The following is a 25083-nucleotide window of genomic DNA, read 5'->3' on the forward strand; positions in this document are numbered from 1 at the left end:
CGATGAAAAGAATTCTATATATACTCTTGCTCAACATCCTTTTTTGTGGCTGCGGGAAATTAACAAACGTGCTGGACGTAGATCCACCAAATAACCTTACACCGGAAAACGTTGCAAAAAATAAAGAAGGATTGCGCAACTTGCTGAATGGTGCTTATGCACAGTTACACAACCAGAACTATTACCTGCACGTTGAAGCTATTCCGGCTACGTTGGGCGGTACCATGCAAAGAGGGGCAAGCTTTCCTGATGTGCAGTATCAGGATAACAATTTAAATCAGACTATTGCCAACGTAAATAATCTTTGGATGGCTTTTTATAAAATGATCAACCAGGCCAACTGGGTGATACAACTGGCCAACGAACTTCCTGCCGGGGAAATTTCCGATATAGAAAAGGAACAGATCATTGCCCAGGCACAGGGATTAAGAGGAATGGCCACATTTGATGCCTTGCGTTTTTTTGGTCAGTATTACGATGTGAACAGCCCGTATGGTGTGTTGGTTAGGACTGAAGTAGTAGATTTTACCAACAGGCATCTTAAAAGAAGTACAGTGGCTGAAACATATACGCAGGTTTTAACCGATCTGGACGAGGCCATTGCTAAAGCGCCAAATTTTACTAAACCTATTTACATTTCTAAAACAGCAGCCAAGGCCTTTAAAGCCAGAGTGATGCTGTACAAAGGTGATTATGCCATGGCGGCCCAGCTGGCGGAGCAGGTGATTACAGATGGCACGCGGAGTTTAAGCCCAACTTTTGCAAGGGTGTTTTCTGATGGCTTTAATTCTTCAGAATTGATCTTTATGCGGGCCACTGATGCGGTAACTTATACCGCCGATCGGAAAAAGCTGACCTATTCTAATGGTGGGGTGTTGGTAAGTGCATGGCTGAAAACTTTCATGGCTGGTGATCCGAGAGCTGCATTGTCATTCAATGCCACCAGTAACCTAGTCTTAAAAGTAAACAATACTACTTTCTTTGCACCTACTTATTTCATCAGGATGGCCGAAATGTACCTGATCAAGGCCGAAGGCCTGGCCCGTACTGATGCAGCCCTGGCTGATGCCAAAATACCTTTGCAAACGGTACGTTCCAGGGCTTTTGGCACCCCGCAACTTTCGCTGGCTACTACCAAACCGGCTTTACTTGATGAGATCCATGCCGAGATTATCAAAGAACTGTGCTTTGAAAATGGGAGCGACTGGTTTGCAAATCAGCGTTTTGATAAGATCAAGACCATTAAACCCAAGGTTACCAGTGTAAATCAGTACATATTGCCTATCCCGCAGTCTGAAATCTTATCCAACAACCTTTTCGGCCCCCAAAATCCGGGTTACGAACAATAAGATTAATATATAGGCACTCCCTTTTAATCAACCTAACACACAATTGAATGAACAAAACCTATTTATTGCTCCTGTCTGCGCTACTATGTTTTAGCCTTCAGGATACAAAGGGGCAGGCGGGTAAAAAGAAGACCGATACGGCCGGCTTTACCAAAGCCCCTGCCGATGCCATTAAATCCTTTCAGGCATTTTTTAAGGATGGGGTAGCTTCTGATACCGGGCTTTTTATAAGCCATCGTGCCCAAAACACATACTTTTTCGAGATTCCCGACAGCCTGTTAAAAAGAGATATGCTGATGGTAGCCACCAGGATTTCTATGAGCAGCAGCGATTTTGAAAACATGGTTGCCGGAGAAAGGGCCCAGCCCGGAATGATGCTGCAATGGGACAAGTCACCAGATGGCCGGTTTATTTTCCTGCGGAAAGTGACCTCAAGACTGGCCATCCGCTTTTCGGGTGCCGACAGTGCCTTCCGTAATGCAGTGAACCTACAGACGCTCGATCCGATTATCATGTCCTTCCCGGTTAAGGCCAGGGGCAAACAAGGCAAAAATGCCATTATCGATATACAGCAACTCTTCCTGGCCGATGTAAAAGAGATCAGCCCCTTCGCACAAAACCCGATCCAAAAAGCAATGGGAGTACCCGATAAAAAGTATAAGGTAGAAACGGACCGCTCCTATATCGCCTCTGTGCAAAGTTTTGAGAAAAATATAGAGGTGCGCAGTATGATCACTTTTACCAATGCTGAAGACGTATATACCCTGCTCATTAACCGCTCTATGGTACTGTTGCCCAAAAAACCGATGATGGGCAGGTATGCCGATGACAGGGTGGGTTATTTTACCAAATCCTTCAGTGATTTTAACGAAAGTGAACCGGTGAAAGATAAAGCCTTCATCAACCGTTGGCGATTGGAACCTAAGGAAGAGGATAAAGCTAAAATGGCGCAGGGTCTGTTGGTAGAACCCCAAAACCCGATCGTATTTTACCTGGATGCCGCTACCCCGAAAAAATGGAAGGAATATATCCGCAAAGGTGTAGAGGATTGGAAAACAGCCTTTGAATCCGCAGGCTTTAAAAATGCCATCATTGCTAGAGATCTACCTGTAAATGACCCCTTGTTTAATGCCGAGGACATTCGTTATTCAGTAATCCGTTACACTGCATCGGCCATCCCCAATGCCAAAGGCCCTTCAGTTATTGATCCCCGTTCGGGCGAAATCCTGGAATCCGATGTGATCATTTACCACAATATCCTGCAGTTGCTTACTCAATGGCGTTTTGCACAAACGGCGGCCAACGACCCTTCCGTACGTTCGGGAAAATTAACCGATGATGCCATGGGCGAGGCCATCCGTTATGTGGCCGCACATGAAGTAGGTCATGCCCTGGGTTTAAGACATAACATGGGTGCTTCCTACGCTTTTCCAGTCGATTCTTTACGCTCGGCCAGCTTTACCCAAAAGTATGGCACCACACCTTCCATAATGGATTATGCCCGTAACAACTATGTGGCGCAGCCTGAAGATAAGGGTGTAAAATTAACGCCTCCTTTATTGGGTATTTACGATCAATATGCCATCAACTGGGGTTACAGGCCAATTGCTGAAGCCCAATCGCCAGGTGAAGAACTCAAAACATTGAACAGCTGGATTGCCAGGCATCAGGGCGACCCGCGCTATCGCTTTGCTGAAGGTGACCTGAATGGAAGTGATCCCTCGTCGCAAAGGGAAAGTCTGGGCGATGATGTGGTCAAAGCTAGCAGATACGGGGTGAAAAACATCCGCTATATCCTGCTCAACATGAAAAAATGGATGACAGTGCCTGGTGCAAAATATGATGAGTTGGATGATGCTTATCTGGCTGTATTGAGGCAATATGAAAGGTATTTAGGCCATGTTGGAACTGCCATAGCTGGTGTTTACCAGAATTATCCGGTGCAGGGACAGCAGCAGCTAGCTTATCAGTATTCCTCAAAAAAGGAGAATAAAGCCGCAGTGGCCTTCATGCTGGAACAGTACCACAATTTTCCTTTGTTGCTGGAAAGTCTGCCTAAAGACATGATCATTTACGATAAGGCCGGGGGTGCGAAAAGGGAAGTGCCTGTAAGTACGTATATAGAAAGGCTGTTCAAAAAACAATTTCAGGCTGAAGTGCTTAATTTTGGTAAGCTGGCCTTTTTAACAGATAACGGGTTGCAGGATGGGGATGCTGCTTATCAGGCCACAGATTTGCTGAATGACATCCGTAACGACCTGTTCAGCGCGGAACGGGCTGTACCTAAATACTACGATCAGTTGCTGCAGGCCCTGTACCTGGACCGGGTTATCGGACTTTCAAGTTTAAACAAAACGAATGTGGGTACAAAGGCCTTTGCTGAGGCAGCAATAGCTAGAGTTCCTGAAAGCGCTTGCTTTGACTTGGACGATCTGGTACTCCCTTCTTCCAAGGAGCTTTATTTTCAGTTCATGAGCATGGCTGTAAATGATAAACAGTTTAAAATTGAAAGTCTGGCACTTGGCGAGATCAAAAGGATTAAGGCCATTGTAGAGCAACGGATACCCGGAGCAAAAGCTGAAGTTCTAGATCACTATCAATACCTGCTTAAAAGGATCCAGTTGTTCCTGAAATAAATAAAAAGAAGCGGGAATGATCATACCGATACATTCCCGCTCATCTAAATTAACGCTCTCAATTATATATACGCTGTATGATGCTTATTATTGTGCAAGCACTGAAATTTAATCATCCTTTTATACATTTTAATAATCTGCTTAGACCTGTTCCGGCACGACCATGATTACCTTTGATATGCATGCGTATCTAATGCGTAATGGCTAAGACATGAGTCCGCCTTTTCTGTGGAAAAAGTCGGACTCACCTCGGACTCATGTCGGACTCATACCGGACTCATTCAAAAGACAGATCAGCTCAATACTTGTTATTATAACTTTTAAAATACCCACATTCTTTTAAGATTTCCTGATAAAACCTCGTGTCTTTATACTGGTTTTTTAAGGCTGCGAAATGCCTGCCAAAAAATACCGGTTCAATGTCTGAATTCCAGTAGTTCATGTCTTTTTTATCGGGATTGATATAACCTTTGTTGTAGCTTTCGTTTCTTTCACACTTGCTGGCCATAAATATGCACCTGGCTTTCTGTTCCTTACTATTGGCAGCACTTGCGGCAAGTAAATAATATTTTTCGGCTATTTTAGCCGAAAGCAGCATAGGTTTAAAAACTTCCGGGATGTCAAAAGGGGTAGCCCCATCGGCATTCATGATACGGGTCTGAAAAAAGGTCCTTGCATTACCATAAAAGGTAATGTTATAAAAAGCATTGGCCAACAGGAAAGCATTGTTGTACACATTTTTGCCTGCTTTTATTTCTGCTTCCATTTTTTGCATGGCTTTTAGTACATCAAGTGCATACAGATCTTTTGACTGTTTCAGGGCATGGTCACAGTCGTGACAATCATTTATTCGCATGTTAAAAGGATTTGAGGGCATGAGATAACCACTGCTCTTGCTTTTGTTCATCAGGGTAATGGCAGCATCAATTTTGTCCTGATAAACCTGTACGAGCGACTGGTGGTAATAAAGATCGTGTTGTTCAAAAGGATAATAACGGAGCATGGTCTGCTCAAAAGCTGTTTTACCTGGCTTTTGCAAAAAGGCAATCATCTGCACAATGTTCTGGTTATTCATGTAAAACTCATGATAACTTTTAAAAGCATTTGCTTTCACAACATCTCCCTGTTTTTTGTAAAGTTCGGCAATGTCACTGATACTTTCCCGCAGTGCTTTATTAAATCTCAGGGAAGCAATGGTGTCCTTACCCTGGTAAAGGTCCGAGAACCAGTTTAAAGGTTCGATCATTTTTATTTCAGCATTAGCGTCAATCTTTTTTAGTTCCTTTACAAATAAAGTCCAGTCCAGTATTTTATATTGGGCCATGACCAATTTATCCCCTTTGGGCAGCTGTTTTTTTGCGGTCTGATAAAAGGTTCTGCTTGCAGCATAATTGCCGCCCATGAAGTTCAGGTAACCTGCGGCCAGGTTCCAGAAATAAGGTTTTGCAGTATTGTTTTTTAATGCAATACTGCTTACCAAAGTTGTATTTTGTTTAAGTGTGCTTTTGGCTGCGGTGTCGGGTTCAGTCTGGTAATAATTGTCGCCCTGATACTCGGTGATGTTGATGATCCTGGCCAGCAAAAGATCAAGCTTTTCTGATTTCGGATCCAGCCGGACAATTTCGGTAACTGCCCGCTGGGGATCGTAATTGATGCCCAGCATCTGCCAAAGAGTGGCCTTTTCGGAACTGGTTTTAGCCAACTGAAGGGTTTTTTGCCAGTCGGCCTCTTCCTGGGGATGAAAACTCCATTCGCTCGGGATTTTTGCTTCCGTTGAATAATCGTAACACAGACTATTCAGGTAATTGGATAGCGCATAATTTTTGTGTTTGTAGTGCCAGCCAGCTACATATCCCAGGGTTCTGTAATACATCATGTTATGTGGAAAGGCATTTTTAAAGGTATCAAAGGTTTTTAATGTTTTAGAAACCGCTGCATGCTGGGTTGAATCTGATTTTTCGGCAAAATAATAATACCTGACCAGCTGGAACCACAACCGCTGCTTTATAAAAGGATCTTTGGCCTTTTTGAAATGATCTAGCAATTGCACTTCTGCCGAGCCGGGTAGGCTTGGCTGGGGTTGAGGTTCCCAGGAATAAACAACATCAGTTGCAGCAAAGCTTTCGCAAGACTTGGCCAGCAGCAGGTAGTCGAAAAATGCACTTGTTTTTTTCTTGTTTAATTTTACCGCATCTAGCACCGGGGCAAGCCCGGGCAGTTCTTTTATTTTTCCCTTAAAATTGTTGTAAACAGAATCAATCCCGTTATATGATGCTTTAAACAGCAGATATTCCAATGTGGGCTTTTCAATTTTCTGGTCAAAATAGCCATACCAGTCGTTGATCACCTGGTCGTTGTACCGGGAAGGATTGTTCTCATAGGCCGAGCCCCAGCCACCGCCATAATAAGAAATATATTCTGTGTAAAAGAAAGGGGTGTAGTCTTTTGCTACGAAGGCTTCCGGACTAAAGCTGGAGTATTCGTAATCGAATCCATAGTCGGAACAGGCCCATACCAGACCACCTGCAAACAGGCTCGAGATGCTAAAAATAAGCAGAAATTTCTTTGAAATCAGTTGCTTTATACGCCGATAGGTTGAGGTTGCCAAGTTCATAATAGATAATTGTTCGTTTGTGTTTTTTATTTAAATGTGCCGACAGCTGCTGTGCTGCCTGGTCTAGGGTGTTTTTATCAGTTTGTTCCAGTTTAAAAATATCTCCGGTTTTTATGTAAATGCCCCCGGTAAAAAAACTGCTTGCAGCACGGTATACCATTTTGCCTGCTGGTGTAAATTTTGCCGTGTTGCTCAGTTCGGCGCTTCCTATTTTTCCATACACCTGTATGATTTTGCCGTCCCTGATTTGCAACGACCACGAAAATACAGGTAAAGCAATGTCTAAAGGCAAAAGATACCGGGGTAAACTGCTGATGTAAGTTGCTGCATCCCCTGGGTTGTAAATAGAATTTGGTGCTGCAGGATCGGGCGAGAGTTTTCCCATATTGTAAAACATCAATATGCCCCTGTCTACCGGTGGTATGCCGGTTTTAAACTGGTATTTTACCTGGTGTAGTCTTATCGTGGCTTCGAGTTTTTTTTTACTGATGGCTTTTAAGGTACTTAAAAAGCTGAAATAACTTTCCTTGCTACGCATTGTCCAGTCGCAGTCGACCTGAATGGCCTGGTAAGCAATATGCTGATTTTTTGTCAGACGTTCAATAAGGGCCAGGCTTTTTATGGCCAGACTGTTGATGCTGTCTTTATCCAGTTTTTCAAAAGTCTGGTTGGTAATGAAGATTACTGGTGTAATGTTTTGAGCGGGTGTCAGGCCGTTAAAATTTACGATAGCTTCGGGATAGGGACGATTGTTTTTTGTATCCCATTTAATGTCGAAAAAGCGTATGTAAAGTTTATTGCAACCTGCATTTTTTAGCAGTTGGACCTGTTTTGTGCCTAATGCAAAATTTTGTTTCCAATAATAAAATGCAGTAGGGGCCTGATCATTATTTTTACAGGAACTACAATAAATTGTCAGAAAAAGCATACAGCTGATGAGGCGAAAGTGTAAACCCGCAGAAATAATGACCATAAATTTAAATTGCTCAATAACTTCGCCAAGTTATGTGAACAATGGCCTTGAAACAAAATAATTTAGACTAGAGTATTGCTGGATTTAATCTTAATTTTGCGGCGAATACAGAAAAGAGATGCCCGGAAGAATCATTAAAAAACAATACCGCAAAGCCAGATACATATTATATCGCGAAACTTTAATCGATGCTAAAGAGCATGTGCTTACTTTTCTCGGTTCTTTTGTTGGGATCGGCCTGATTGGTTTACTGAACAGTCAATACCTGGTGGCCAGCGATAATTTATTCCTGATCGGGTCATTTGGAGCCTCCTCTGTATTGGTATATGGCCTGATCAACAGTCCCCTTGCCCAGCCCCGCAACCTTATTGGAGGGCATGTGATCTGTGCTATTATTGGTGTTACTGTTTTTAAGCTCTTTTCGGCCGAACTCTGGTTTGCCTGCGCACTGGCGGTTTCTTTATCTATTGTAGCCATGCAGATCACCAAAACCCTGCACCCTCCGGGCGGGGCTACTGCGCTCATCGCAGTAACCGGTGGAGAAAAGATCAGGGCACTGGGTTATATGTATGTATTGTCGCCCGTATTGTCGGGTGTACTGATCCTGTTCCTGGTGGCACTGATATTCAATAACCTGAGACACCGTAAATACCCTTCAAAACCAATTTTGAAAAGACGGAAAGCCCCCAGGTTTGCCCGATAGGTGCTTGTTTACTCCATCTTTTTTACACCCATGGCATATTGGATGCCACCCAGCAGATGCTGTAAAAAAAGCGGGTCGGTATAAGATTCATCCACATGGCCCAGTTCAGTATAGAAAGAACGGCCACCTTCGAAATCATGGTACCAGGCCATGGGGTGAACAGGCGAATTTTTACCACCTTTATAGCTGTTTTCGTCTATGGTAATGAGTACTTTAACCTCTGGGTTCAGGTCTTTGAAATTGTACCATTCATCTTTTCGTTTCCACACTTGGGGCAAATGTCTGGTGGCGATGGTATTTCTGTTTACCACATTTAATACGGCTTCCTGCTGGGCGGGGTGGTTGATAAAATAAGCACCGGCCAGTTTACCGTACCATGGCCATTCATATTCAGTATCTGTAGCGGCATGAACCCCAACGTAACCACCACCGTTTTTAATGTATTGTTCAAATGCGGCTTGCTGTTCATTGTTCAATACATCGCCGGTTGTGTTCAAAAAGATAACTGCAGCATATTGCTTCAGGTTTTTTGCGGTAAACTTGCCCGCATCAATAGTGCTATCCACTTCAAATTTATTTTCCAGGCCCAATTTCTGGATAGCAGGTACGCCAACCTTTATGGAGGCATGATGATAGCCCGCTGTTTTAGAAAATACAAGGACCTTTTTTTTCTTTGCAGCAGCAGGACCGACAAAAAATAATACCAATAAGGTGGCAATAACAAGGGTATGAAAGTTTTTAAACATGGTTCAATTTTTGAGGCTAATGTAGTAAATCTTTTAATGATGACAAGGACCTGTTTGTGCGCCTGACTGACAATTATAAGTGGTTAAGCCGGAGCAGCAGGCCGGCATAAAAAGTACGTTTGGCGGCTGCATTGTAATAGCGGTCGTTAAAGGCATTCAGGTCATTGCCCAGGCTGTATCTTTGGTTGAGTATATTGTCTGCACCGGTAAAGAGTTCTGCAGGAGTACGGCCGATACGTAAATTTTTCCAGCTGATTTTGGCCTGCAGGATGTGGTATTTTTTTGCATAGGCCGTATTGGCATCATTTAGCGGGATCTGCGAAGTAAAGCTATGCTGCAGAAAGATGTAAACCTGATTGGGCAATTGTATGTCGGCGCTGCTAACCAACATGGTTTTAGGTACTCCGGTAAGGGCATTGCCCGAAAAGTTATTGGTTTTGTCGATGTAGTTGTCAAATTTAAAGCGACTAAGGGTATAGGTATTGCGGAGTTGCAAACCTCTTACAGCGCCTGAGGTACGGGTAGGTATCGGCCAGAATGAAACTGTGCTTTCCAGGCCAGGTTGTTTTGTACCGCCGGCATTGATAAAATATCCTGCATCATTTTGGTCCAGACGTCTTACTATTGCATTTTTCAGGTTGTAATAGAAAGCAGTAACATCTATGAGCAGCCTGTTGTTCAGGGCCTGGTACCTTAGTCCAGCTTCGTAATTCCAGCCATATTCTGGCTGCAGATCTACATTGATCACATTGTTGGAGGCTCTTATTTCGGCCAGACTAGGGGCTGAATAACCTTTGCTTATGGAAGTTCTGACTGAAAACTGTGTGCCGATCAGATAAGATAGTGCTGCCCTTGGCATAAACTGGGTATCAAAGCTGTTTTTTCGTTCGGCAATGGCCACAGGGGCAATGCTCTGATAGGCATATTGGTATAAATTGGCGCTTGCCGAAAGTTCGAACAGCCATTTCTGCCGTACATCGATACTTAAGTGTGCGAAAGCAAAACTGGAAGCAGCCTTTAATTTATCTGAGGCTTTCAGTGCGGCAGTCAGCCCCTTGTTATTGTCGTAATTGCTAATGTCTGAACGGGTTTCCATACTTTCTATGCCCAGGTCAAATTTCCAGTTTGCTTGAGTTAGCTTCTTTTCATATTCCAGGAAGGTGCGTAAGCCCAGGGTAAACTCTTTGCGTTTTTCGTAATTGCTGATGAAGGGATTTTTAAAATCGGTATAAGAAGAAAATATGGAGACTATATGTTTAAACCGATCGCTGAGCTGCCAGTTATGGGAAAGCCCCCCATAAAGGGTTTTGCTGTAAATGCCCGCCTGCTGTTCTATTGCACTTTTTGAAGGGCCGGCAGCGGGCCTGGAGAGTTTAGGGTTTTGCAGATATTCGGCTGGGGTAAGGCCACCGGGAGTATTGTAATGTAAGTCGGAATAAAATAACAAAGCCTTCAGTGCGGCATTTTTAGTATAGTCCCATTTGTGCAGGGTTTGAAAATACTTGCGGTCCATAGCACTATGGTCGCGGTAGCCATCGCTGCGCTGATAGGCCTGGGTAATGTTCAGGCTGTATTTGTTGAACTGCTGGTTTAGGGACAGGCCTTCCCTGAAGGCACCATAAGAGCCGCCTTCCAGGTTTAAAGACAGCGCAGTGCTGTCGGGCTGACTGCCCCGCGGCTGGATCAGGATTACACCGCCCGAATTGGCGCCAAATATACTGCTGTGCGGACCTTTTAATACCTGTATTCCGGAGGCTGCCGATACATCCAGCGCATTTAAGTAGCTGTTGCCACCCGCATCTGTTAAAGGAAAATCGTCAAAATAGATTTTTACATTTCTTATCCCAAAAGGAGAGCGCAATAAGCTGCCGCGGATAGACAGACGGTAACTGCCCGGAGAGCGTTCTTCCATCCGTACACCGGAAATGGTATTGATGGCAGAGACGAAGGATCCGGCAGGCTGTTTGTCCAGTGTGGTCTGATCCAGTACCCCAATGGCTCCTGTTGACCGGATCAGTGGCTGGGCAGAGAAGTAGGGGCGGATCACAACCTCATTAAGTTTTTTTGTGCTGTCGGATTTGACCTGGGCTATCCCTGAAAAACAAAGTGCAGTTAAACAGCCGGTAAAAAATGTTTTCATCTGAAACAAAGCTATAGTTTAGATTTTAAAATCTATGCTCAGAATCTGGCTATTTACTCTTAAATATATTCAGTTTGTACTGGTAAGTAAGCAGGAAATACCTTCTTAAGATTTCATTTTCAGATGTACTGACCACATTATTGTAGGCATAGCGGTATACAGGAATGTTCTGATCGAGCAGATCATAAACAGATAGTTTCAACTGTCCGCGGTCTTTTTTCAGCATTTGAAGGGTAAGGGACAGATTGAGGATATTGGCACTTTTTGAAAAGCCCTGTGCCACCTGTGGGTTGTAATTGAAATTGTATTTTCCATCAATGATTACTCTTTTTGGCCATCTTAGGCTTAAATCGGCACCTAAAGTATGGGTATTGGAGCTGATGTTCCTGTAATTTACCTCTTTATATTCAGTGCTCGAGTTTCTAAAATTATAACTGGTATTGATGCTTAAAAGTTCATTGTAGTTAAAATTAATGCCCTGTCCGACATTAAAGTCATAATTGTACTGAACACCCTCGTCGGCATTCAGAAAAAATGCGCTTTTACGCATGTTCAGGTAAATGTTGGCATTGAGGCCGATCTGCCAGTGCCGTGATTTTTTAAACTGCTTACCTGCATTTCCGCTAAGATAGGCCCTTAAACCCCCGTTTCTATTGACATAGGTTGAGCTGGTTGCCCCATTGCCATCTACTGTAGCTTTTTGTACGATGTTATTTTCGGATAAGGTTACAGAAGAATAAGCATTGTAGTTGAATTGACTGGCATAATAGTATTTATAGAGGTTGCCGGAAAACTGATGTACACGGCCTGCTTTCAGGTCGGGATTACCGGAAAACCTGTACAGCTGGCTATATTCTCTTACTATGGGTTGCATTTGACTGATCGCAGGCAGGTCCAGCCGCTGGTTATAGCCGATGGAAAAGCCCGGCCCCCTGAAATTAAATACAGGAAAAAAATTGTAATACTCCTTATTGATATCGGTTACGGTGCTGTTGAACTTATTGCTTACATTTTGATATTCAGCATTTACACCTGCGCGGAGGCTGTATTTTTTATTGAGCTGATAATTTAACTGGGGACGTAGCGACTGGGTAAATGTAGTCCTGTTCAATTCATTACTTTGGTTGGGCAGGGAGAGGTCGTATGTATCGTTCAGCTTATTTTTATCAAAGGTCTGCAGGATATCGGTATTGCGGGCATACCTGCTGTCGGCACTGAATTCTGCTGTAATTTTTTTGGTCAGGGGCAGGTTATAATTTAAGGATATATTTCCTGAACTGGTTTTGGTATGGTGATCCGCAAAACGGTCCAGGATCTCTGATCTGATGCTGCTGGTAAAAGAAATCAGTTCATTATAGGAAAAATTGTCGGACGTGTTCTGGTTGAGGCTTAAATTATGATTAATGCTGAAAGATTCGTCTTTTCGTTTGAGCCTTTTGTGAAAGGAAAAAGCATGGGAGAAGCTGTTTTGGCTAGTGTTTTCAGTTTGTTTGGCATTGGTTTCGTTTAGTTTTGGCGTAAAATTGTTAAAGCTGTTGCCGAAGCTGGTATTTAGGTTTTTATTGGAGGAAAGGTTCAGTTTAGGCTCATACCTGAACCTGAGCAAAGTATCGGGCTTCCATTCGATGAGACCGCCAATGGCATGTTTGTTTTCTGTACGGTCTGAATTGTACAGAGATGAAGAGGAGAGCAGGGTATCTGTCAGTGTCCGTTCGTTAAAACCTTTCTGGTTGTTGATCCTGTTGGTATTGGTATAAAAATAGAGCAGGTTCATTTTTAATTTTTGCCCGTAATCGTTATTGATGTTGACACCTGTGGAGGCTACTTTTTCCATGCCGCCCCAGCTTTGGCCACCAAATGTGCCGTCGTAGACCGGATCGCCGCCCGACCTGCCAAAGCCGCCCATACTGTACAGTTCATTTCTGGAAAAGCCTGTTTTAGAGAGGTTGTTGGCCATGCCTATTAAGCTGACCTGCAGGGTATCCCTGAAATTGCTCAGGATTCCTGCGGCCTCATACCTGTCGCGGCTGCCCCCGCCTGCATATATTTTTCCGAGCGTGCTCTTCTTGATTTTACTTTTAAGTTTCAGGTTGATGATCTTTCCGACTTCCGTGTCGCTGAGCTTATGGTCGGGATCGTTCTCCCTATCGTCATATACCTGGATCTTATCGATCAGATCGGCATCAAGGTTTTTTGTAGCCACCCTTGTATCGCTGCCAAAAAACTGTTTGCCATCGATGAGGAGTTTGTTGATGGACTTGCCGTTCACTTCGATGGAGCCGTCTACGTTGACCTGCACGCCGGGCAGTTTTCTGAGCAGTTCCTCGACCACGGCATTGGGCCTGGTCTTAAAAGCTTCAGCATTGAATTCAATGGTATCTTTTTTAATTACCACCGGCGATCTTTCGCCATGGATCACAACTTCTGTCAGGTTTTTTCCACTAAGCAGCAGCTCGCCGAAATTTTTAACAGGTCCGTTTCCATAATCAAGATGCTGCCGGAAGGTATGGTAACCCACATAAGAGATGATGATTTTAGTGGCGGTATTGAGGGGTAAGTTGTTGAGGGTAAAAGTTCCCTTATTGTCGGTCAGCGTATAAGCAATCAGGCTGGTATCTTTGGCATGCACAACGGCAACTGTTGCATATTCCAGTGGGGCATGGGTAACAGAGTCGACAAGCCGGCCCTTAACAGAGGCTTTGTTTTGTGCAAAAGCTGATGTAGCTGCAAGCCATAACAGCAGGAGAGCGATAATTTTAAACATGTATTCAGGTTCGTTTGTGGTTCCTCAATATTACAAAAATAGAAAACAAATAGCGAGCTAAAAATTGTTAAAAAATCATCTGTTTATCCTATCTTTAGGCGATTTAATCGAAAGCGCGTTTTATCCTAAACAATCAGCTTTTATTTTCATTCACATAATCGTATTTATAAAAATATGTCAGACACATCAAAAATTATCTATACCAAAACAGATGAAGCGCCAATGTTGGCAACCTATTCACTTTTACCGATTGTACAGGCTTTTACCGCCTCTGCAGGCATTGATGTAGAAACCAGGGACATTTCTCTGGCCGGAAGAATTTTGGCGAACTTTCCTGAGTTTTTAAAGGAAGACCAAAAAGTTGGAGATGCATTGACTGAACTGGGGCAGCTGGCCACCACACCGGAGGCCAATATCATTAAACTGCCAAACATTTCAGCTTCTATTCCACAGCTTACGGATGCAATTGCCGAATTACAGTCACAGGGATTTGCCATTCCAAACTATCCGGATAATGCACAAACTGAAGAAGAGAAAGCGATAAAGACAAAGTATGCAAAAGTATTAGGTTCCGCGGTTAACCCTGTTTTGCGTGAGGGTAACTCTGACCGCAGGGCACCTAAAGCAGTTAAAAATTATGCAAAGGCCAATCCACATTCGATGGGTGCCTGGTCTGCCGATTCTAAAACAAGGGTAGCCAGCATGAGTGAAGGTGATTTTTACGGATCTGAGAAATCGGTTACTGTAGCAGAGGCTACGCAGTTTAAGATCGAATTTGTTGGTGCCGATGGCACTGTAACGGAATTAAAAGGGCTGTCGCCTTTAAAAGCAGGAGAAGTGATCGACAGTTCTGCACTGAGCTTATCGGCCTTAAAATCATTTGTAGCCAAAACCATAGAAGAGGCCAAAGCAGCCGGGGTTTTACTTTCAGCACATTTAAAAGCAACGATGATGAAGGTTTCTGACCCGATCATTTTTGGTGCGATAGTAGAAGTTTATTTTGCAGCAGTTTTTGCCAAATATGCCGAGCTGTTTGCCAGTCTGAACATAGATACCCGTAACGGATTGGGTGATGTGTATGCTAAAATTGCAGGAAATGCAAGGGAAGCAGAAGTAAAAGTAGACATTGAGGCGGCTATTGCAAACGGGCCTGCACTGGCGATGGTAAATTCTGATAAAGGCATTACCAACCTGCATGTACCTTCTGATGTGATTGTTGATGCTTCTATGCCGGCAATGATCCGCACATCTGGTCAGATGTGGAACAAGGACAACAAACAGCAGGATACGATTGCGATTATTCCTGACCGTTGTTATGCCGGTGTGTATACGGCTACCATAGACGACTGTAAGGCACATGGTGCTTTTGACGTAACCACCATGGGTTCTGTTCCGAATGTTGGTCTGATGGCACAGAAAGCAGAAGAATACGGTTCTCACGATAAAACTTTTCAGGCGGCTGCCAATGGCACTATTCGTGTAACGGATGCCGATGGTAAAGTTTTCTTTGACCAGAAAGTTGAAAAAGGCGATATTTTCCGCATGTGCCAGACCAAGGATGCACCGATCCAGGACTGGGTTAAACTGGCCGTAAACAGGGCCCGTTTATCGGCTACGCCGGCTGTTTTCTGGTTGGACGGGAACAGGGCGCACGACAGGGAGATTATTGCGAAAGTGAAAAAATACCTGGCAGATCACGATACTTCAGGTTTGGATATCCGTATTTTATCGCCTGTTGAGGCTACTAAATTTACTTTGGAAAGGATCCGTAAAGGAGAAGATACCATTTCGGTAACTGGTAACGTATTGCGTGATTATCTGACCGATCTTTTCCCGATCCTGGAATTGGGTACTTCGGCAAAAATGTTGTCTATTGTTCCTTTGATGAATGGCGGTGGTTTGTTTGAAACCGGAGCTGGAGGTTCGGCACCAAAACATATTGAGCAGTTTATCCATGAAGGATATTTGCGCTGGGATTCATTGGGTGAGTTCCTGGCACTGGCGGTATCATTGGAACACCTGGGCCAAACGCAGCACAATGCGAAAGCATTGGTGCTGGCCGAAACTTTAGATGCTGCAACAGAGAAATTCCTGGCCAATGATAAATCGCCCGCACGTAAAGTAGGGCAGATTGACAACAGGGGCTCACATTTTTATCTGGCTTTGTATTGGGCACAAAACCTTGCTGCACAGACCAAAGATGCCGATTTGCAGGCCAGGTTTACTGAACTGGCTAAGGTGCTGACTGAAAACGAAGCGAAAATTTCGGCTGAACTGATTGCTGCACAAGGCAAACCGCAGAACATTGGGGGTTACTATCACCCGGATGACCAGCTGGCCGCTGCTGCAATGCGCCCTAGTGAAACCTTAAATACTGCTTTGGCGGGATTGTAGGCTAAGGCACATCATCTTGTAAAAAGGCTGTTCATGTAGGTGAACAGCCTTTTTTGTTTTAGTGCTGTTGAAAGCAAAACATTCGGTCTTTGTTGGGTGTTATATTTGATATAAAACTTACCATTATGATGACGGGCCCAAACGATGAGAAAGGTGCTGGAAAAGCAACCGACAAACTACACCCAATGAATCTGGGAGAGACAAAAGATTTTGAAAATTTATCGTACGACAAAGATAAAAACAGCTTTGAATTTGACGTAAGGGGTAAAGATGAAGATTATGACCACCCATTGCCCTATGACACCTCGGCACCTAATGGCGAGGATAGCATTTCTACTTATGACGAATCCAATCCTTACATTGGTACGGAATATGACAATGAAAAAGAGATGAGTGAGCGGCTGGACGGGGCGGGGATGCGGATAGACAACAACGGGGAAAGTATTGAGCTGAGCCCAGAGGATGAAATCCTTTCACGCACTCCTGAAGATGACCGTGAAGATCTGGATGAAGAGGGTTATCCTGTAAATGATAAACCGGGCAGGTGATATTTAAAGCATCTTGAAGAGCGTATTTGAAGAGGCTTAAGGGTTTACATCGAGGTTGAACCTTCTGCGCATTTCTTCCAGCTTTGGATTTTTTTCTACCAGGTACTGGTATTTTTCGGTGCTGGTATATAGACGGTTTACCACTTCTTTTACCACTTGTTTGGTTTTGATATAGATGCTGAAGTTTTTAAGCCTTGGCCTCAAAAAATTGAGCAGGTCTATCATTTCTTCCTGAAGCAGGTCTTCCTGTAGTTTGTGTTCTACCTGTACCAGGATTTCATCCGGTTTTTCGAGGATGGGAACTGAGGTACTCATCAGGGTATATACATTGATCCTGTTGGCTTCTTTCACCATACTGGTGTATTGGTTCCAGTAAAGCAGCAACTGGTCCTGTGTGAAAATTTCTTTATCACTTCCGGTGATGTATTTAGGTTCATCGCCATCTGCTCCTTCTGCGTTGTTCTGGATGCCGTTTAATGAAGGTACAAGCATGGCAACCTTACTTTGCTGTGCCAGGGATATTGGGTTTAATACAATTTTGGAAGATGGTGGGGGCGTTTTTTTAGGTATATTGACTGTCGGGTTAACTTCAGCGGGTATAACAGGGGGTAGATTTACAGGGACTGGACTTTCGGCTACCGAAGTGGCCGGAGCTGTAAATGAGGATTGTTCAGTACTTATACTAGTTTTTTTTTTAATCTGATCTGGGTCAGTCGCGGTATTGGTTAAGGGTTGGCTGGCTAATTGGAGTACCGATGGGATGTGGCACATCTTGATCAGGGCCATCTCTACCTGGAGCCGCTGGTTTTTACTGTTTTTGTAGTTCAGATCGCACTGGTTAGCCAGGTTTAAGGCCGTCAGAATAAATGAAACCGGCGTTTGCTGGCTTTGGCTAATGTATTTTTGTTTGATGTTCTCGCTTACTTCCAGCAGTTTGGTGGTTTGCGGGTCTTTGGCAACAAGCAGGTTTCTGAGGTGGCTGGCCAATCCGTTGATGAAGTTATTGCCATCAAAACCATTGTTCAGGATTTCATCAAAGAGGATGAGTGTATGGCTTACATCTGTAGCCGTAAGGTGTTGGGTAAGCTTAAAATAGTAGTCGTAGTCGAGGATGTTGAGGTTGTCGATTACCGATTTATAAGTTAAGTTCTTATTGGTGTAACTTACAATCTGGTCGAACATGGAAAGTGCATCCCTTAAGCCACCATCTGCCTTTTGGGCAATAATGTGGAGCCCATCAGCCTCTACGGCTATGTTTTCGCGCTGTGCAATTTTATTTAAATGGCCTGATATGTCCTCTACCTGGATGCGGTTGAAATCAAAGATCTGGCAGCGCGACAATATGGTGGGCAGTATTTTGTGCTTTTCGGTGGTAGCCAATATAAATATGGCATAGGAAGGTGGTTCTTCCAGTGTTTTCAGGAAGGCATTGAAGGCATTTGCCGAAAGCATGTGCACCTCATCTATGATATAGATTTTATATTTTCCTGCCTGCGGCGGGATTCGGACCTGTTCGATCAGGCTCCTGATGTCGTCGACCGAGTTATTAGAAGCCGCATCAAGCTCGTGAAAGTTAAAGGAATGGCCGGTTTGAAAGGAAACGCAGGACTCACAGGTGCCGCAGGCTTCCTGTTCGGCGGTTAAGCTGGTACAGTTGATGGTTTTGGCAAGGATACGTGCGCAGGTTGTTTTACCTACTCCCCTGGGTCCGCAAAATAAAAAAGCCTGTGCCAGCTGGTTGTTTTTAATGGCGTTTTTTAAAGTGCCGGTAATGTGCTGCTGGCCAACAACGGTTTCAAACGTTGCCGGACGGTACTTACGGGCTGATACTATAAAATTCTCCATTCGCCTACGAAAATAGGAATTTTTGTTGAGCTTGGAATGCCGGAAATCCGGATTGTTGAAAATTTGACGGAAAGAAGAGGGGTAGGGCCTGTTTTATTTGAATACTGACTTTAATTCTTTTCGGTATTGTGAGGCACTTTTGCCGGTAAATTCTTTAAACAATTTATTAAAGTGGCTGAAATTATTGAAGCCGCTTTCGTAGCAAATATTGGCAATGCTGATCTGTTTTTCGGCTAAAAGCTTTGAGGCGTGTACAATGCGGTATTCATTTACAAATTGTGTTAAGGTTTTTTTAGTGATTTTTTTGAAATACCTGCAAAAGGAGGGTACGGTCATGCTGGCCATTTCTGCTATGACCATTAAATTTAATTCTTCCTGGAAATGATCTTTTATATAATTAAAGACCATATTGATGCGATCGTTGTCCTGGAGCTGCATTTCCATAGCAAAGCCCGAGGCATTTAAGATTTTATAGTCGCCGGAACTATCCAGTTCCTTTAAAATGTTCAATAAGGTCAGAAGCCTTTCAAATGGTTGCTGGTTGTCCATCATTTCAATCTGACGACCCACAGTTTTTTTTGTTTCAGGCCCGAATGCAATGCCGCCCCTGGCTTTATCGAAGAGGTCAGAAATGCATTTTATTTCTTGTAGCTCTAAAAAAGAGCTGCCAAGAAAGTCTGGCTTCATCTGGATAACGGTTTCGTTTTTATTGCCGGTATTGGTGTTGGTAAAGCCGCAGTGGGGCAGGTTGCTGCCAATCAGGATCAGGTCGCCATCGGTGTAATAGGATACATAGCTACCGATTTGTCGTTTGCCCGTTCCGCCATTTATAAAAACCATTTCAATTTCCGGATGGTAATGCCATACATGCGCCTTATTGTTCAAGTTTTCTTCGTATTTTGAGTAATAAAAAGAACTTCCGAACGAAGGTTCGATGATTTCGAAGCTTGGTTTTGAATTTTTCATGATATTTAATATCAAAAATACGAAATTCAATGTTAATTTGTTGTTAACTAATGAATTTGTAGTGTTAATCTAGCATATATATTGGAAAATGTACTGGTGATTTTTGGTTTTTATGAGTTTTATCTTTGGTGTATGAATTAGTTGTTAAAATTAAACATTACAGCCATGAGAAATTTATTTAAAATCGGTGTTTTTGTAGTTTTTTTGTTGAATTCTGCAATGTTGCATGCAAATGATGATGGTTTTTCGTTCAAAGTTAAGCGTGTGGATAAAAAATCAGTCTCTTTTTTCATTGAAGGGGGGCAGACTGTTGCCCTTTCCCTGTATGATGACACTTATGAAGTTTTATATCAGCAAACCATAAAAGCGTTGGGTTCTTCCACTAAAATATACAATCTGGATGCTTTTCCGGATGGTAATTACGTGTTCAGGTTAGTAACTGAACAGCGGAGTGCCGAATATAAGGTGTTGATTGCCGATGGTAAAGCTATAGTTGCTGAGCCAGTAGTGGTGGAAAGGTTTAAGCCGGTTTTTAGCAGGGACAATGAATTTGTAACCCTTGAACTGGAGAATGCACCTGCTGATCAGATAGAGGTTCAGGTTTTTGATAAATACAATGACCTGTTGTATAGCAAGATTTTTGATGTAAAGTCGAAATTCATTAAAAAATTTAATGTTGCACAGGTATATGCACGGGATTTGACTTTTACGGTTAAATGTAAAGACCAGGAGTTTAAAGAAGTAGTTTCTATGTATTAGTACATTGGAAAGATACTTTGAAGAGATTGCCTCAAAAGGGCAGTCTCTTTTTTTTAAAAACCTTTGTATTTTAGAGATTTATCACTACTTTTGCATCCCCTCATTGATGCGCGTTGAGCACATCAGGAGAGGATTAATTAAAAAAACAAATAAATAACAATGAATCAGTACGAAACTGTTATCGTTCTAACCCCGTTGTTGTCAGAAGAAGTTGCGAAAGAGGCGATTGCCAAATTCAGCAAGATCATCGCTGACAGCGGAGCCGAAATTGTTCAAGAGGACAATTGGGGTTTGAGAAAATTAGCGTATCCGATTGAAAAAAAAGCAAGCGGATTTTTCCACCTTACAGAGTACAAATCTTCAGGTGAATTAATTAACAAGTTGGAGTTGGAGCTTAAGCGCGATGAGCGTGTGCTACGTTTCCTTACCATTAGATTAGACCGTCATGCGGTTGCCTATAATGAGAAGAAACGCAGTGGTGCTTTTAACAAAAAACCTAAACAGGAGGCTGCAGTATAATGGCAAAGGATCAGATACAATATGTTACCGCTCCAAAGGTGGACGATAACAGAAAAAAATATTGCCGTTTCAGAAAAAACGGGATTAAATATATCGATTATAAAGACGCAAACTTCTTATTGAAATTTATCAATGACCAGGGTAAAATTTTACCTCGCCGTTTAACCGGTACTTCATTGAAGTTTCAACGTAAAGTGGCTCAGGCGGTAAAACGTGCACGTCACATTGGTTTGTTACCTTTTGTTGCTGACCAATTAAAATAGGAGCTGAGAGATGGAAATTATTTTAAAACAAGATATCAAATCCCTAGGGGAAAAAGATGATATCGTGAATGTAAAGCCAGGATACGGCCGTAACTACCTGATTCCTCAGGGATTTGGTGAGCTGGCTACTCCTTCAGCTAAAAAGGTATTAGCAGAAAACTTAAAGCAGGCTGCTTTTAAACAAGATAAAATTAAGAAAGATGCGGAAGGCATTGCAGAGCGTTTAACTGAGGTTAAATTAACTATTGGTGCTAAAGCTGGTGAGACAGGTAAGATTTTTGGTGCAGTAAATACCATTATGATTGCTGAGGCATTGAAACAAAAAGGTTTTGATGTTGACCGTCGCCGTATCACTTTCGAAACTGAGCCTAAGTTTGTTGGCGAATATGTAGCCAACTTAAACTTGCACAAAGAGGTGAAAGTTAAAGTTCCTTTTGAAGTTGTAGCTGAATAATTAGCTGTAAACAGAAATAGAAAAGCGCCCCATAACCGGGGCGCTTTTTTTATAGGTATTTTTTGCAATTAAGCTTTACCTTTGCACTGATGTCAAAACGTAAACGGACAAACACACGAAAGTCCGCCCCCTCTCTGTTCAAAAGGACCATGTCGGTCGTAACCCGGGTTTTTCTCTGGTTTTTAATGGTAAGTGTATTGTGGGTATTGATTTACCGCTTTGTGAACCCGCCCATTACCCTATTGATGGTGCTGCGCAATATAGAGCTTACAACCGATGGTAAGCCGGCTAAAATGGAGAAAGAATGGGTGGATTTTGAGGATATTTCGGATAACATGAAGCGCGCCGCTGTTTCTGCAGAGGATCAGCTGTTTTTAAAACATATAGGTTTTGATGTAAAGGCGATAGAAAAAGCTTTTCAAACGAATAAAAAAGGGAAGAAGATAAAGGGTGGCAGTACCATTTCGCAGCAAACGGCCAAGAATGTTTTTTTATGGCCGGGTCGTTCCTGGCTGCGTAAAGGCTTTGAAGCTTATTTTACCTTGCTGATTGAAATGCTGTGGAGCAAGGAACGAATCCTGGAAGTTTACCTGAATGTAATTGAAATGGGGGATGGTATTTATGGTGCTGAAGCCGCTGCACAAGCCTATTTCGGTAAATCATGTACTAAGCTGAGCCGTTCTCAGGCTGCATTGATTGCTGCCTGCTTTCCGAATCCCAGAAGGTGGACACCGGTGAGACCGACGCAATACATCAAACACCGCCAGTATCTTATCCTTAAGAATATGAGAAGGTTAGGTCCGCTTGATTTTTAATTACAGTAAATGTGCAAATACTTTACTGTGCCAGCTTTGTTCAAATGGCGTTTCCCATTTGTCTTCAAACTCCTGACGCGTTTGTACCAGATTGTTGAAAACTATAGTCTCGGGCGTAACGGTTTTGATGTTTACCAGGGTCTCAAAATCTTCTTTGTTCGTTACAATTACCTTATCGTCAATTTTGTAGGCAATGTTAAACCTGTCGAACAGGTCTACATTATAGGTCTGTTCAATTTCTTTAATGATGCGGACAGAGGCGTCTATAGAACATCCGGTAACACCGGCAGCGGCCTCATCAACGGTAAATACGATAAAGAAATTGTGCAGTATTTCGGCTTTTGCCTTTAACTGATGTCCATGCGCTTTCCAGGCCGAAGCAAAGTCGTCTAATTTTTGTTGTATAGCAGTTACTTCGTCATTTGTGAATGCGCGGTTACTTTGGTAGATCCAAACTTTAGATTGTGGAGAAAAACTCATGTTCAAATTTAAGAAATTATTTAAATTGATACTGCTAAATTCTTAACGTGATGAATAAGTTTACATTGAGCTTAAAAATGTCCTTCTTTTTGCTGATTTGCCTTGTTTTTATGGGCTTTAACGAAAGGATATCAGATGAATATACGGTTTATATTCAAAAAAAGCTGGCAGAACATTACGATAGCCGTCTGGATGAAGCACAAATTAAGCGTTATGAATTAAATGTTACCAACAGAGGCTTTTGCCGTTACAAACGCTATTTTAACAGTGGAAAAGTAGAGTATTTTTCTTTTAACCTGGTGAAATTTAAAGATCTTGACTATTACGGGACAGACAAAAGTGGGAAACTATACCTGCGTACGAAGGGAGAGGATGTAATTGTGCAGACTTATAACGATAAAAGTGGCGGTGATATTGACAGTATGGCGGCTTATATGATGATCCCCTTAAAAGATATAGAGCCGCAGGACCTGGCGGATCTTTCGGAGCGGCTGGTTAAAATGAATGCGCAGCTGCTGGCTCAAAAATAGTATACACCTGGGTTTCTTCATACCTGGAGGCCACGATGATTTCGGTGCCATTGGCCTGTTGCCGGAACAGCTCCAGGGCCAGATCGGGGCAGTTGTTGTCTTTAGACAAGTGGGCGAGCAGCAGGTGCGTCATGAAAGCAGGCCTATGGCTGCTGAAAAGATCAAGTGCTTTTTTATTGGATAAGTGGCCCTTGCCCCCGCTGATGCGCTTTTTAAGGAAATAAGGGTAAGCACTTTTTTCCAGCAGGGCATCGTCATAATTGGCTTCGAGGAAAGCTGCATGACATTGTCTGAAATGAAATATGAGCTGGTCGCAGGCTTCTCCGATATCTGTAAATACACCAACTTTGGTTTCCCCGCAGGCCACCACAAAGCTGTAGGGCTCTGAGGCATCGTGTATTTTAAGGAATCCTGTAACCGTAAGGCTGCCTATCTGAATGGTCTCGTTGTTGTTTAAATAGTTGATGAGCTCTTCTCTAAGGTTGAAGCGGCAGCCGGAAAGGGTACCAGGGCTGATGTAAACAGGCAAGTTATATTTCGCGGCCAGGGTACAAAGACCTTTAACGTGGTCGGTATGTTCGTGGGAAATGAATATGGCTTTTACCTTTTGCATAGATAAGCCCAGCCGGAACATTCTCTTTTCAGTTTCCCGGCATGAAATACCGACATCCACCAATATGGCTTCCCTTTCGTTACCCACATAGTAGCAGTTACCGTTACTTCCGGAATTTAAGGAGGCAATAAAGAGGTGTTTACAATCCATTTGCCCTGGCGGTGATTTCTGCAATGTCCAGCACCTGTACATTCTGTTCCTGTTCTTTCATTTTTACGCCGTCCCTAAGCATGGTCATACAGAAAGGGCAGGAGGCTGCAATAACCTGGGGCTGGGTTTCCAGTGCTTCCTCAATCCTTTCTATGTTGATGTCTTTGTTGCCTTTTTCTGGTTCTTTAAACATCTGGGCACCGCCTGCACCACAGCACAGGCCGTTTGATCTGCAGCGTTTCATTTCCACAAGCTGGGCATCCAGTGCTTCCAGTGCTTTTCTTGGCGCTTCGTATACGTCGTTGCCCCGGCCCAGGTAACAGGGGTCGTGATAAGTGATCTTTTTGCCTTTAAAGCTTTCTCCCCCTTCAGCTTTGAGCTTTCCCTCATTTATAAGCTGCTGGATGAGCTGGGTATGGTGGATCACCTCATAATTGCCGCCCAGCCCCGGGTATTCATTTTTGATGGTATTGAAACAATGCGGGCATCCGGTAACTATTTTTTTTATGTTGTAGGCATTCAGTACTTCTATATTGGTCATGGCCTGCATCTGGAACAGGAATTCATTTCCTGCGCGTTTTGCCGGATCGCCGGTACAGCTTTCTTCGGTACCCAGTACAGCATATTTTAAGCCTACATGATGTAATATTTTACAGATATCGCGTGTGGTTTTCTGTGCCCTTTCATCATAACTTCCGGCGCAGCCTACCCAGAACAGGATTTCAGGTTCTTTGCCTTTGGCTATCATTTCTGCCATTGTTGGCACTTCAAAATTTAGTTGTGCGCTCATGTTTAAAGCTATATTGTAGATTTAAAATTCAA

General features: G+C 43.1%; 21 protein-coding genes. 11 read left to right on the plus strand and 10 right to left on the minus strand.

The window, feature by feature from the left end:
- Window positions 1-2: 2 nt before the first annotated feature.
- Window positions 3-1349 carry a RagB/SusD family nutrient uptake outer membrane protein gene (locus PHEP_RS03630; RefSeq protein ID WP_012780894.1) on the plus strand — a complete coding sequence of 449 codons (1347 nt, stop codon included), beginning with the start codon at window positions 3-5 and terminating at the stop codon, window positions 1347-1349.
- Window positions 1350-1396: 47 nt separating this feature from the next.
- Window positions 1397-3985, plus strand: coding sequence for a zinc-dependent metalloprotease (locus PHEP_RS03635; RefSeq protein WP_012780895.1), 2589 nt, complete (start codon window positions 1397-1399; stop codon window positions 3983-3985).
- A gap of 298 nt (window positions 3986-4283) precedes the next feature.
- Here the strand turns inward: PHEP_RS03635 and PHEP_RS03640 are convergent, their stop codons facing one another.
- Both PHEP_RS03640 and PHEP_RS03645 read right to left on the minus strand, forming a co-directional pair.
- The gene (locus PHEP_RS03640; protein ID WP_012780896.1) at window positions 4284-6599 is read right to left on the minus strand and encodes a tetratricopeptide repeat protein; all 2316 of its coding nucleotides are present in this window, start codon (window positions 6597-6599) and stop codon (window positions 4284-4286) included.
- Window positions 6529-7572 (minus strand): hypothetical protein, encoded by a 1044-nt coding sequence (locus PHEP_RS03645; RefSeq protein WP_143715686.1) that lies wholly within the window; start codon window positions 7570-7572, stop codon window positions 6529-6531. Before PHEP_RS03645 ends, PHEP_RS03640 begins: the two co-directional genes overlap by 71 nt.
- Before the next feature lie 118 nt (window positions 7573-7690).
- Here PHEP_RS03645 and PHEP_RS03650 point away from each other — a divergent pair, with 118 nt between their 5' ends.
- Window positions 7691-8275, plus strand: a complete 585-nt coding sequence (locus PHEP_RS03650) for an HPP family protein (protein WP_012780898.1) — start codon at window positions 7691-7693, stop codon at window positions 8273-8275.
- Between the two features lie 8 nt (window positions 8276-8283).
- On the opposite strand, the gene PHEP_RS03655 is transcribed toward PHEP_RS03650, so the two are convergent.
- The 3 genes from PHEP_RS03655 to PHEP_RS03665 form a co-directional block, all read right to left on the minus strand.
- Window positions 8284-9021, minus strand: a complete 738-nt coding sequence (locus PHEP_RS03655; RefSeq protein WP_012780899.1) for a ThuA domain-containing protein — start codon at window positions 9019-9021, stop codon at window positions 8284-8286.
- A gap of 73 nt (window positions 9022-9094) precedes the next feature.
- Complete coding sequence (locus PHEP_RS03660) at window positions 9095-11161, minus strand: TonB-dependent receptor (protein ID WP_012780900.1); 2067 nt, start codon at window positions 11159-11161, stop codon at window positions 9095-9097.
- Between the two features lie 49 nt (window positions 11162-11210).
- Window positions 11211-13925: a TonB-dependent receptor gene (locus PHEP_RS03665; protein WP_012780901.1), complete on the minus strand. Its 2715-nt coding sequence runs from the start codon at window positions 13923-13925 to the stop codon at window positions 11211-11213.
- A 174-nt stretch (window positions 13926-14099) separates the two neighbouring features.
- On the opposite strand from PHEP_RS03665, the gene PHEP_RS03670 reads away from it, so the two are divergent.
- Both PHEP_RS03670 and PHEP_RS03675 read left to right on the plus strand, forming a co-directional pair.
- Complete coding sequence (locus PHEP_RS03670) at window positions 14100-16319, plus strand: NADP-dependent isocitrate dehydrogenase (RefSeq protein ID WP_012780902.1); 2220 nt, start codon at window positions 14100-14102, stop codon at window positions 16317-16319.
- Window positions 16320-16444: 125 nt separating this feature from the next.
- The gene (locus PHEP_RS03675) at window positions 16445-16867 is read left to right on the plus strand and encodes a hypothetical protein (RefSeq protein ID WP_012780903.1); all 423 of its coding nucleotides are present in this window, start codon (window positions 16445-16447) and stop codon (window positions 16865-16867) included.
- A 36-nt stretch (window positions 16868-16903) separates the two neighbouring features.
- On the opposite strand, the gene PHEP_RS03680 is transcribed toward PHEP_RS03675, so the two are convergent.
- Both PHEP_RS03680 and PHEP_RS03685 read right to left on the minus strand, forming a co-directional pair.
- Window positions 16904-18712, minus strand: coding sequence for a DNA polymerase III subunit gamma/tau (locus PHEP_RS03680; protein WP_012780904.1), 1809 nt, complete (start codon window positions 18710-18712; stop codon window positions 16904-16906).
- 93 nt (window positions 18713-18805) lie between these two features.
- Window positions 18806-19678 (minus strand): AraC family transcriptional regulator, encoded by an 873-nt coding sequence (locus tag PHEP_RS03685; protein WP_012780905.1) that lies wholly within the window; start codon window positions 19676-19678, stop codon window positions 18806-18808.
- Window positions 19679-19843: 165 nt separating this feature from the next.
- Between PHEP_RS03685 and PHEP_RS03690 the strand changes: the two genes are divergently transcribed.
- The 5 genes from PHEP_RS03690 (at window position 19844) to mtgA (ending at window position 22488) form a co-directional block, all read left to right on the plus strand.
- The gene (locus PHEP_RS03690; RefSeq protein WP_012780906.1) at window positions 19844-20437 is read left to right on the plus strand and encodes a hypothetical protein; all 594 of its coding nucleotides are present in this window, start codon (window positions 19844-19846) and stop codon (window positions 20435-20437) included.
- A gap of 159 nt (window positions 20438-20596) precedes the next feature.
- Window positions 20597-20956 (plus strand): 30S ribosomal protein S6, encoded by a 360-nt coding sequence (gene rpsF / locus PHEP_RS03695; RefSeq protein WP_012780907.1) that lies wholly within the window; start codon window positions 20597-20599, stop codon window positions 20954-20956.
- Window positions 20956-21219 carry a 30S ribosomal protein S18 gene (gene rpsR, locus PHEP_RS03700; RefSeq protein WP_012780908.1) on the plus strand — a complete coding sequence of 88 codons (264 nt, stop codon included), beginning with the start codon at window positions 20956-20958 and terminating at the stop codon, window positions 21217-21219. The genes rpsF and rpsR overlap by 1 nt, the downstream gene beginning before the upstream one ends.
- 10 nt (window positions 21220-21229) lie before the next feature.
- A complete protein-coding gene (rplI, locus tag PHEP_RS03705) occupies window positions 21230-21673 on the plus strand; it encodes a 50S ribosomal protein L9 (RefSeq protein WP_012780909.1) in 444 nt (147 codons plus the stop codon).
- Between the two features lie 149 nt (window positions 21674-21822).
- On the plus strand, window positions 21823-22488 hold the full coding sequence (mtgA, locus tag PHEP_RS03710; protein ID WP_012780910.1) for a monofunctional biosynthetic peptidoglycan transglycosylase: 666 nt from the start codon (window positions 21823-21825) through the stop codon (window positions 22486-22488).
- Here the strand turns inward: mtgA and PHEP_RS03715 are convergent, their stop codons facing one another.
- Complete coding sequence (locus PHEP_RS03715) at window positions 22489-22968, minus strand: hypothetical protein (protein WP_012780911.1); 480 nt, start codon at window positions 22966-22968, stop codon at window positions 22489-22491.
- Between the two features lie 50 nt (window positions 22969-23018).
- Between PHEP_RS03715 and PHEP_RS03720 the strand changes: the two genes are divergently transcribed.
- Complete coding sequence (locus PHEP_RS03720; RefSeq protein ID WP_012780912.1) at window positions 23019-23498, plus strand: hypothetical protein; 480 nt, start codon at window positions 23019-23021, stop codon at window positions 23496-23498.
- Here PHEP_RS03720 and PHEP_RS03725 read toward each other — a convergent pair.
- Window positions 23464-24261 carry an MBL fold metallo-hydrolase gene (locus PHEP_RS03725; RefSeq protein WP_012780913.1) on the minus strand — a complete coding sequence of 266 codons (798 nt, stop codon included), beginning with the start codon at window positions 24259-24261 and terminating at the stop codon, window positions 23464-23466. The two genes, PHEP_RS03720 and PHEP_RS03725, sit on opposite strands and share 35 nt — an antisense overlap.
- Window positions 24251-25051 carry a (Fe-S)-binding protein gene (locus tag PHEP_RS03730; RefSeq protein WP_012780914.1) on the minus strand — a complete coding sequence of 267 codons (801 nt, stop codon included), beginning with the start codon at window positions 25049-25051 and terminating at the stop codon, window positions 24251-24253. Before PHEP_RS03730 ends, PHEP_RS03725 begins: the two co-directional genes overlap by 11 nt.
- Between the last annotated feature and the right edge of the window lie 32 nt (window positions 25052-25083).

Source organism: Pedobacter heparinus DSM 2366 (genome assembly GCF_000023825.1).
Classification (GTDB): Bacteria; Bacteroidota; Bacteroidia; order Sphingobacteriales; family Sphingobacteriaceae; genus Pedobacter; species Pedobacter heparinus.

Excerpts from the sequence above, each read along its gene's own strand:
- PHEP_RS03650 (WP_012780898.1), top strand. The coding sequence starts at position 7,691 with ATGCCCGGAAGAATCATTAAAAAACAATACCGCAAAGCCAGATACATA.
- PHEP_RS03725 (WP_012780913.1), bottom strand. The coding sequence starts at position 24,261 with ATGGATTGTAAACACCTCTTTATTGCCTCCTTAAATTCCGGAAGTAAC.
- PHEP_RS03645 (WP_143715686.1), bottom strand. The coding sequence starts at position 7,572 with ATGGTCATTATTTCTGCGGGTTTACACTTTCGCCTCATCAGCTGTATG.
- PHEP_RS03715 (WP_012780911.1), bottom strand. The coding sequence starts at position 22,968 with ATGAGTTTTTCTCCACAATCTAAAGTTTGGATCTACCAAAGTAACCGC.
- PHEP_RS03680 (WP_012780904.1), bottom strand. The coding sequence starts at position 18,712 with ATGGAGAATTTTATAGTATCAGCCCGTAAGTACCGTCCGGCAACGTTT.
- mtgA (WP_012780910.1), top strand. The coding sequence starts at position 21,823 with ATGTCGGTCGTAACCCGGGTTTTTCTCTGGTTTTTAATGGTAAGTGTA.
- rplI (WP_012780909.1), top strand. The coding sequence starts at position 21,230 with ATGGAAATTATTTTAAAACAAGATATCAAATCCCTAGGGGAAAAAGAT.
- PHEP_RS03630 (WP_012780894.1), top strand. The coding sequence starts at position 3 with ATGAAAAGAATTCTATATATACTCTTGCTCAACATCCTTTTTTGTGGC.
- PHEP_RS03660 (WP_012780900.1), bottom strand. The coding sequence starts at position 11,161 with ATGAAAACATTTTTTACCGGCTGTTTAACTGCACTTTGTTTTTCAGGG.
- PHEP_RS03675 (WP_012780903.1), top strand. The coding sequence starts at position 16,445 with ATGATGACGGGCCCAAACGATGAGAAAGGTGCTGGAAAAGCAACCGAC.
- rpsR (WP_012780908.1), top strand. The coding sequence starts at position 20,956 with ATGGCAAAGGATCAGATACAATATGTTACCGCTCCAAAGGTGGACGAT.
- PHEP_RS03730 (WP_012780914.1), bottom strand. The coding sequence starts at position 25,051 with ATGAGCGCACAACTAAATTTTGAAGTGCCAACAATGGCAGAAATGATA.
- rpsF (WP_012780907.1), top strand. The coding sequence starts at position 20,597 with ATGAATCAGTACGAAACTGTTATCGTTCTAACCCCGTTGTTGTCAGAA.
- PHEP_RS03640 (WP_012780896.1), bottom strand. The coding sequence starts at position 6,599 with ATGAACTTGGCAACCTCAACCTATCGGCGTATAAAGCAACTGATTTCA.
- PHEP_RS03690 (WP_012780906.1), top strand. The coding sequence starts at position 19,844 with ATGAGAAATTTATTTAAAATCGGTGTTTTTGTAGTTTTTTTGTTGAAT.
- PHEP_RS03720 (WP_012780912.1), top strand. The coding sequence starts at position 23,019 with ATGAATAAGTTTACATTGAGCTTAAAAATGTCCTTCTTTTTGCTGATT.
- PHEP_RS03635 (WP_012780895.1), top strand. The coding sequence starts at position 1,397 with ATGAACAAAACCTATTTATTGCTCCTGTCTGCGCTACTATGTTTTAGC.
- PHEP_RS03670 (WP_012780902.1), top strand. The coding sequence starts at position 14,100 with ATGTCAGACACATCAAAAATTATCTATACCAAAACAGATGAAGCGCCA.
- PHEP_RS03655 (WP_012780899.1), bottom strand. The coding sequence starts at position 9,021 with ATGTTTAAAAACTTTCATACCCTTGTTATTGCCACCTTATTGGTATTA.
- PHEP_RS03685 (WP_012780905.1), bottom strand. The coding sequence starts at position 19,678 with ATGAAAAATTCAAAACCAAGCTTCGAAATCATCGAACCTTCGTTCGGA.
- PHEP_RS03665 (WP_012780901.1), bottom strand. The coding sequence starts at position 13,925 with ATGTTTAAAATTATCGCTCTCCTGCTGTTATGGCTTGCAGCTACATCA.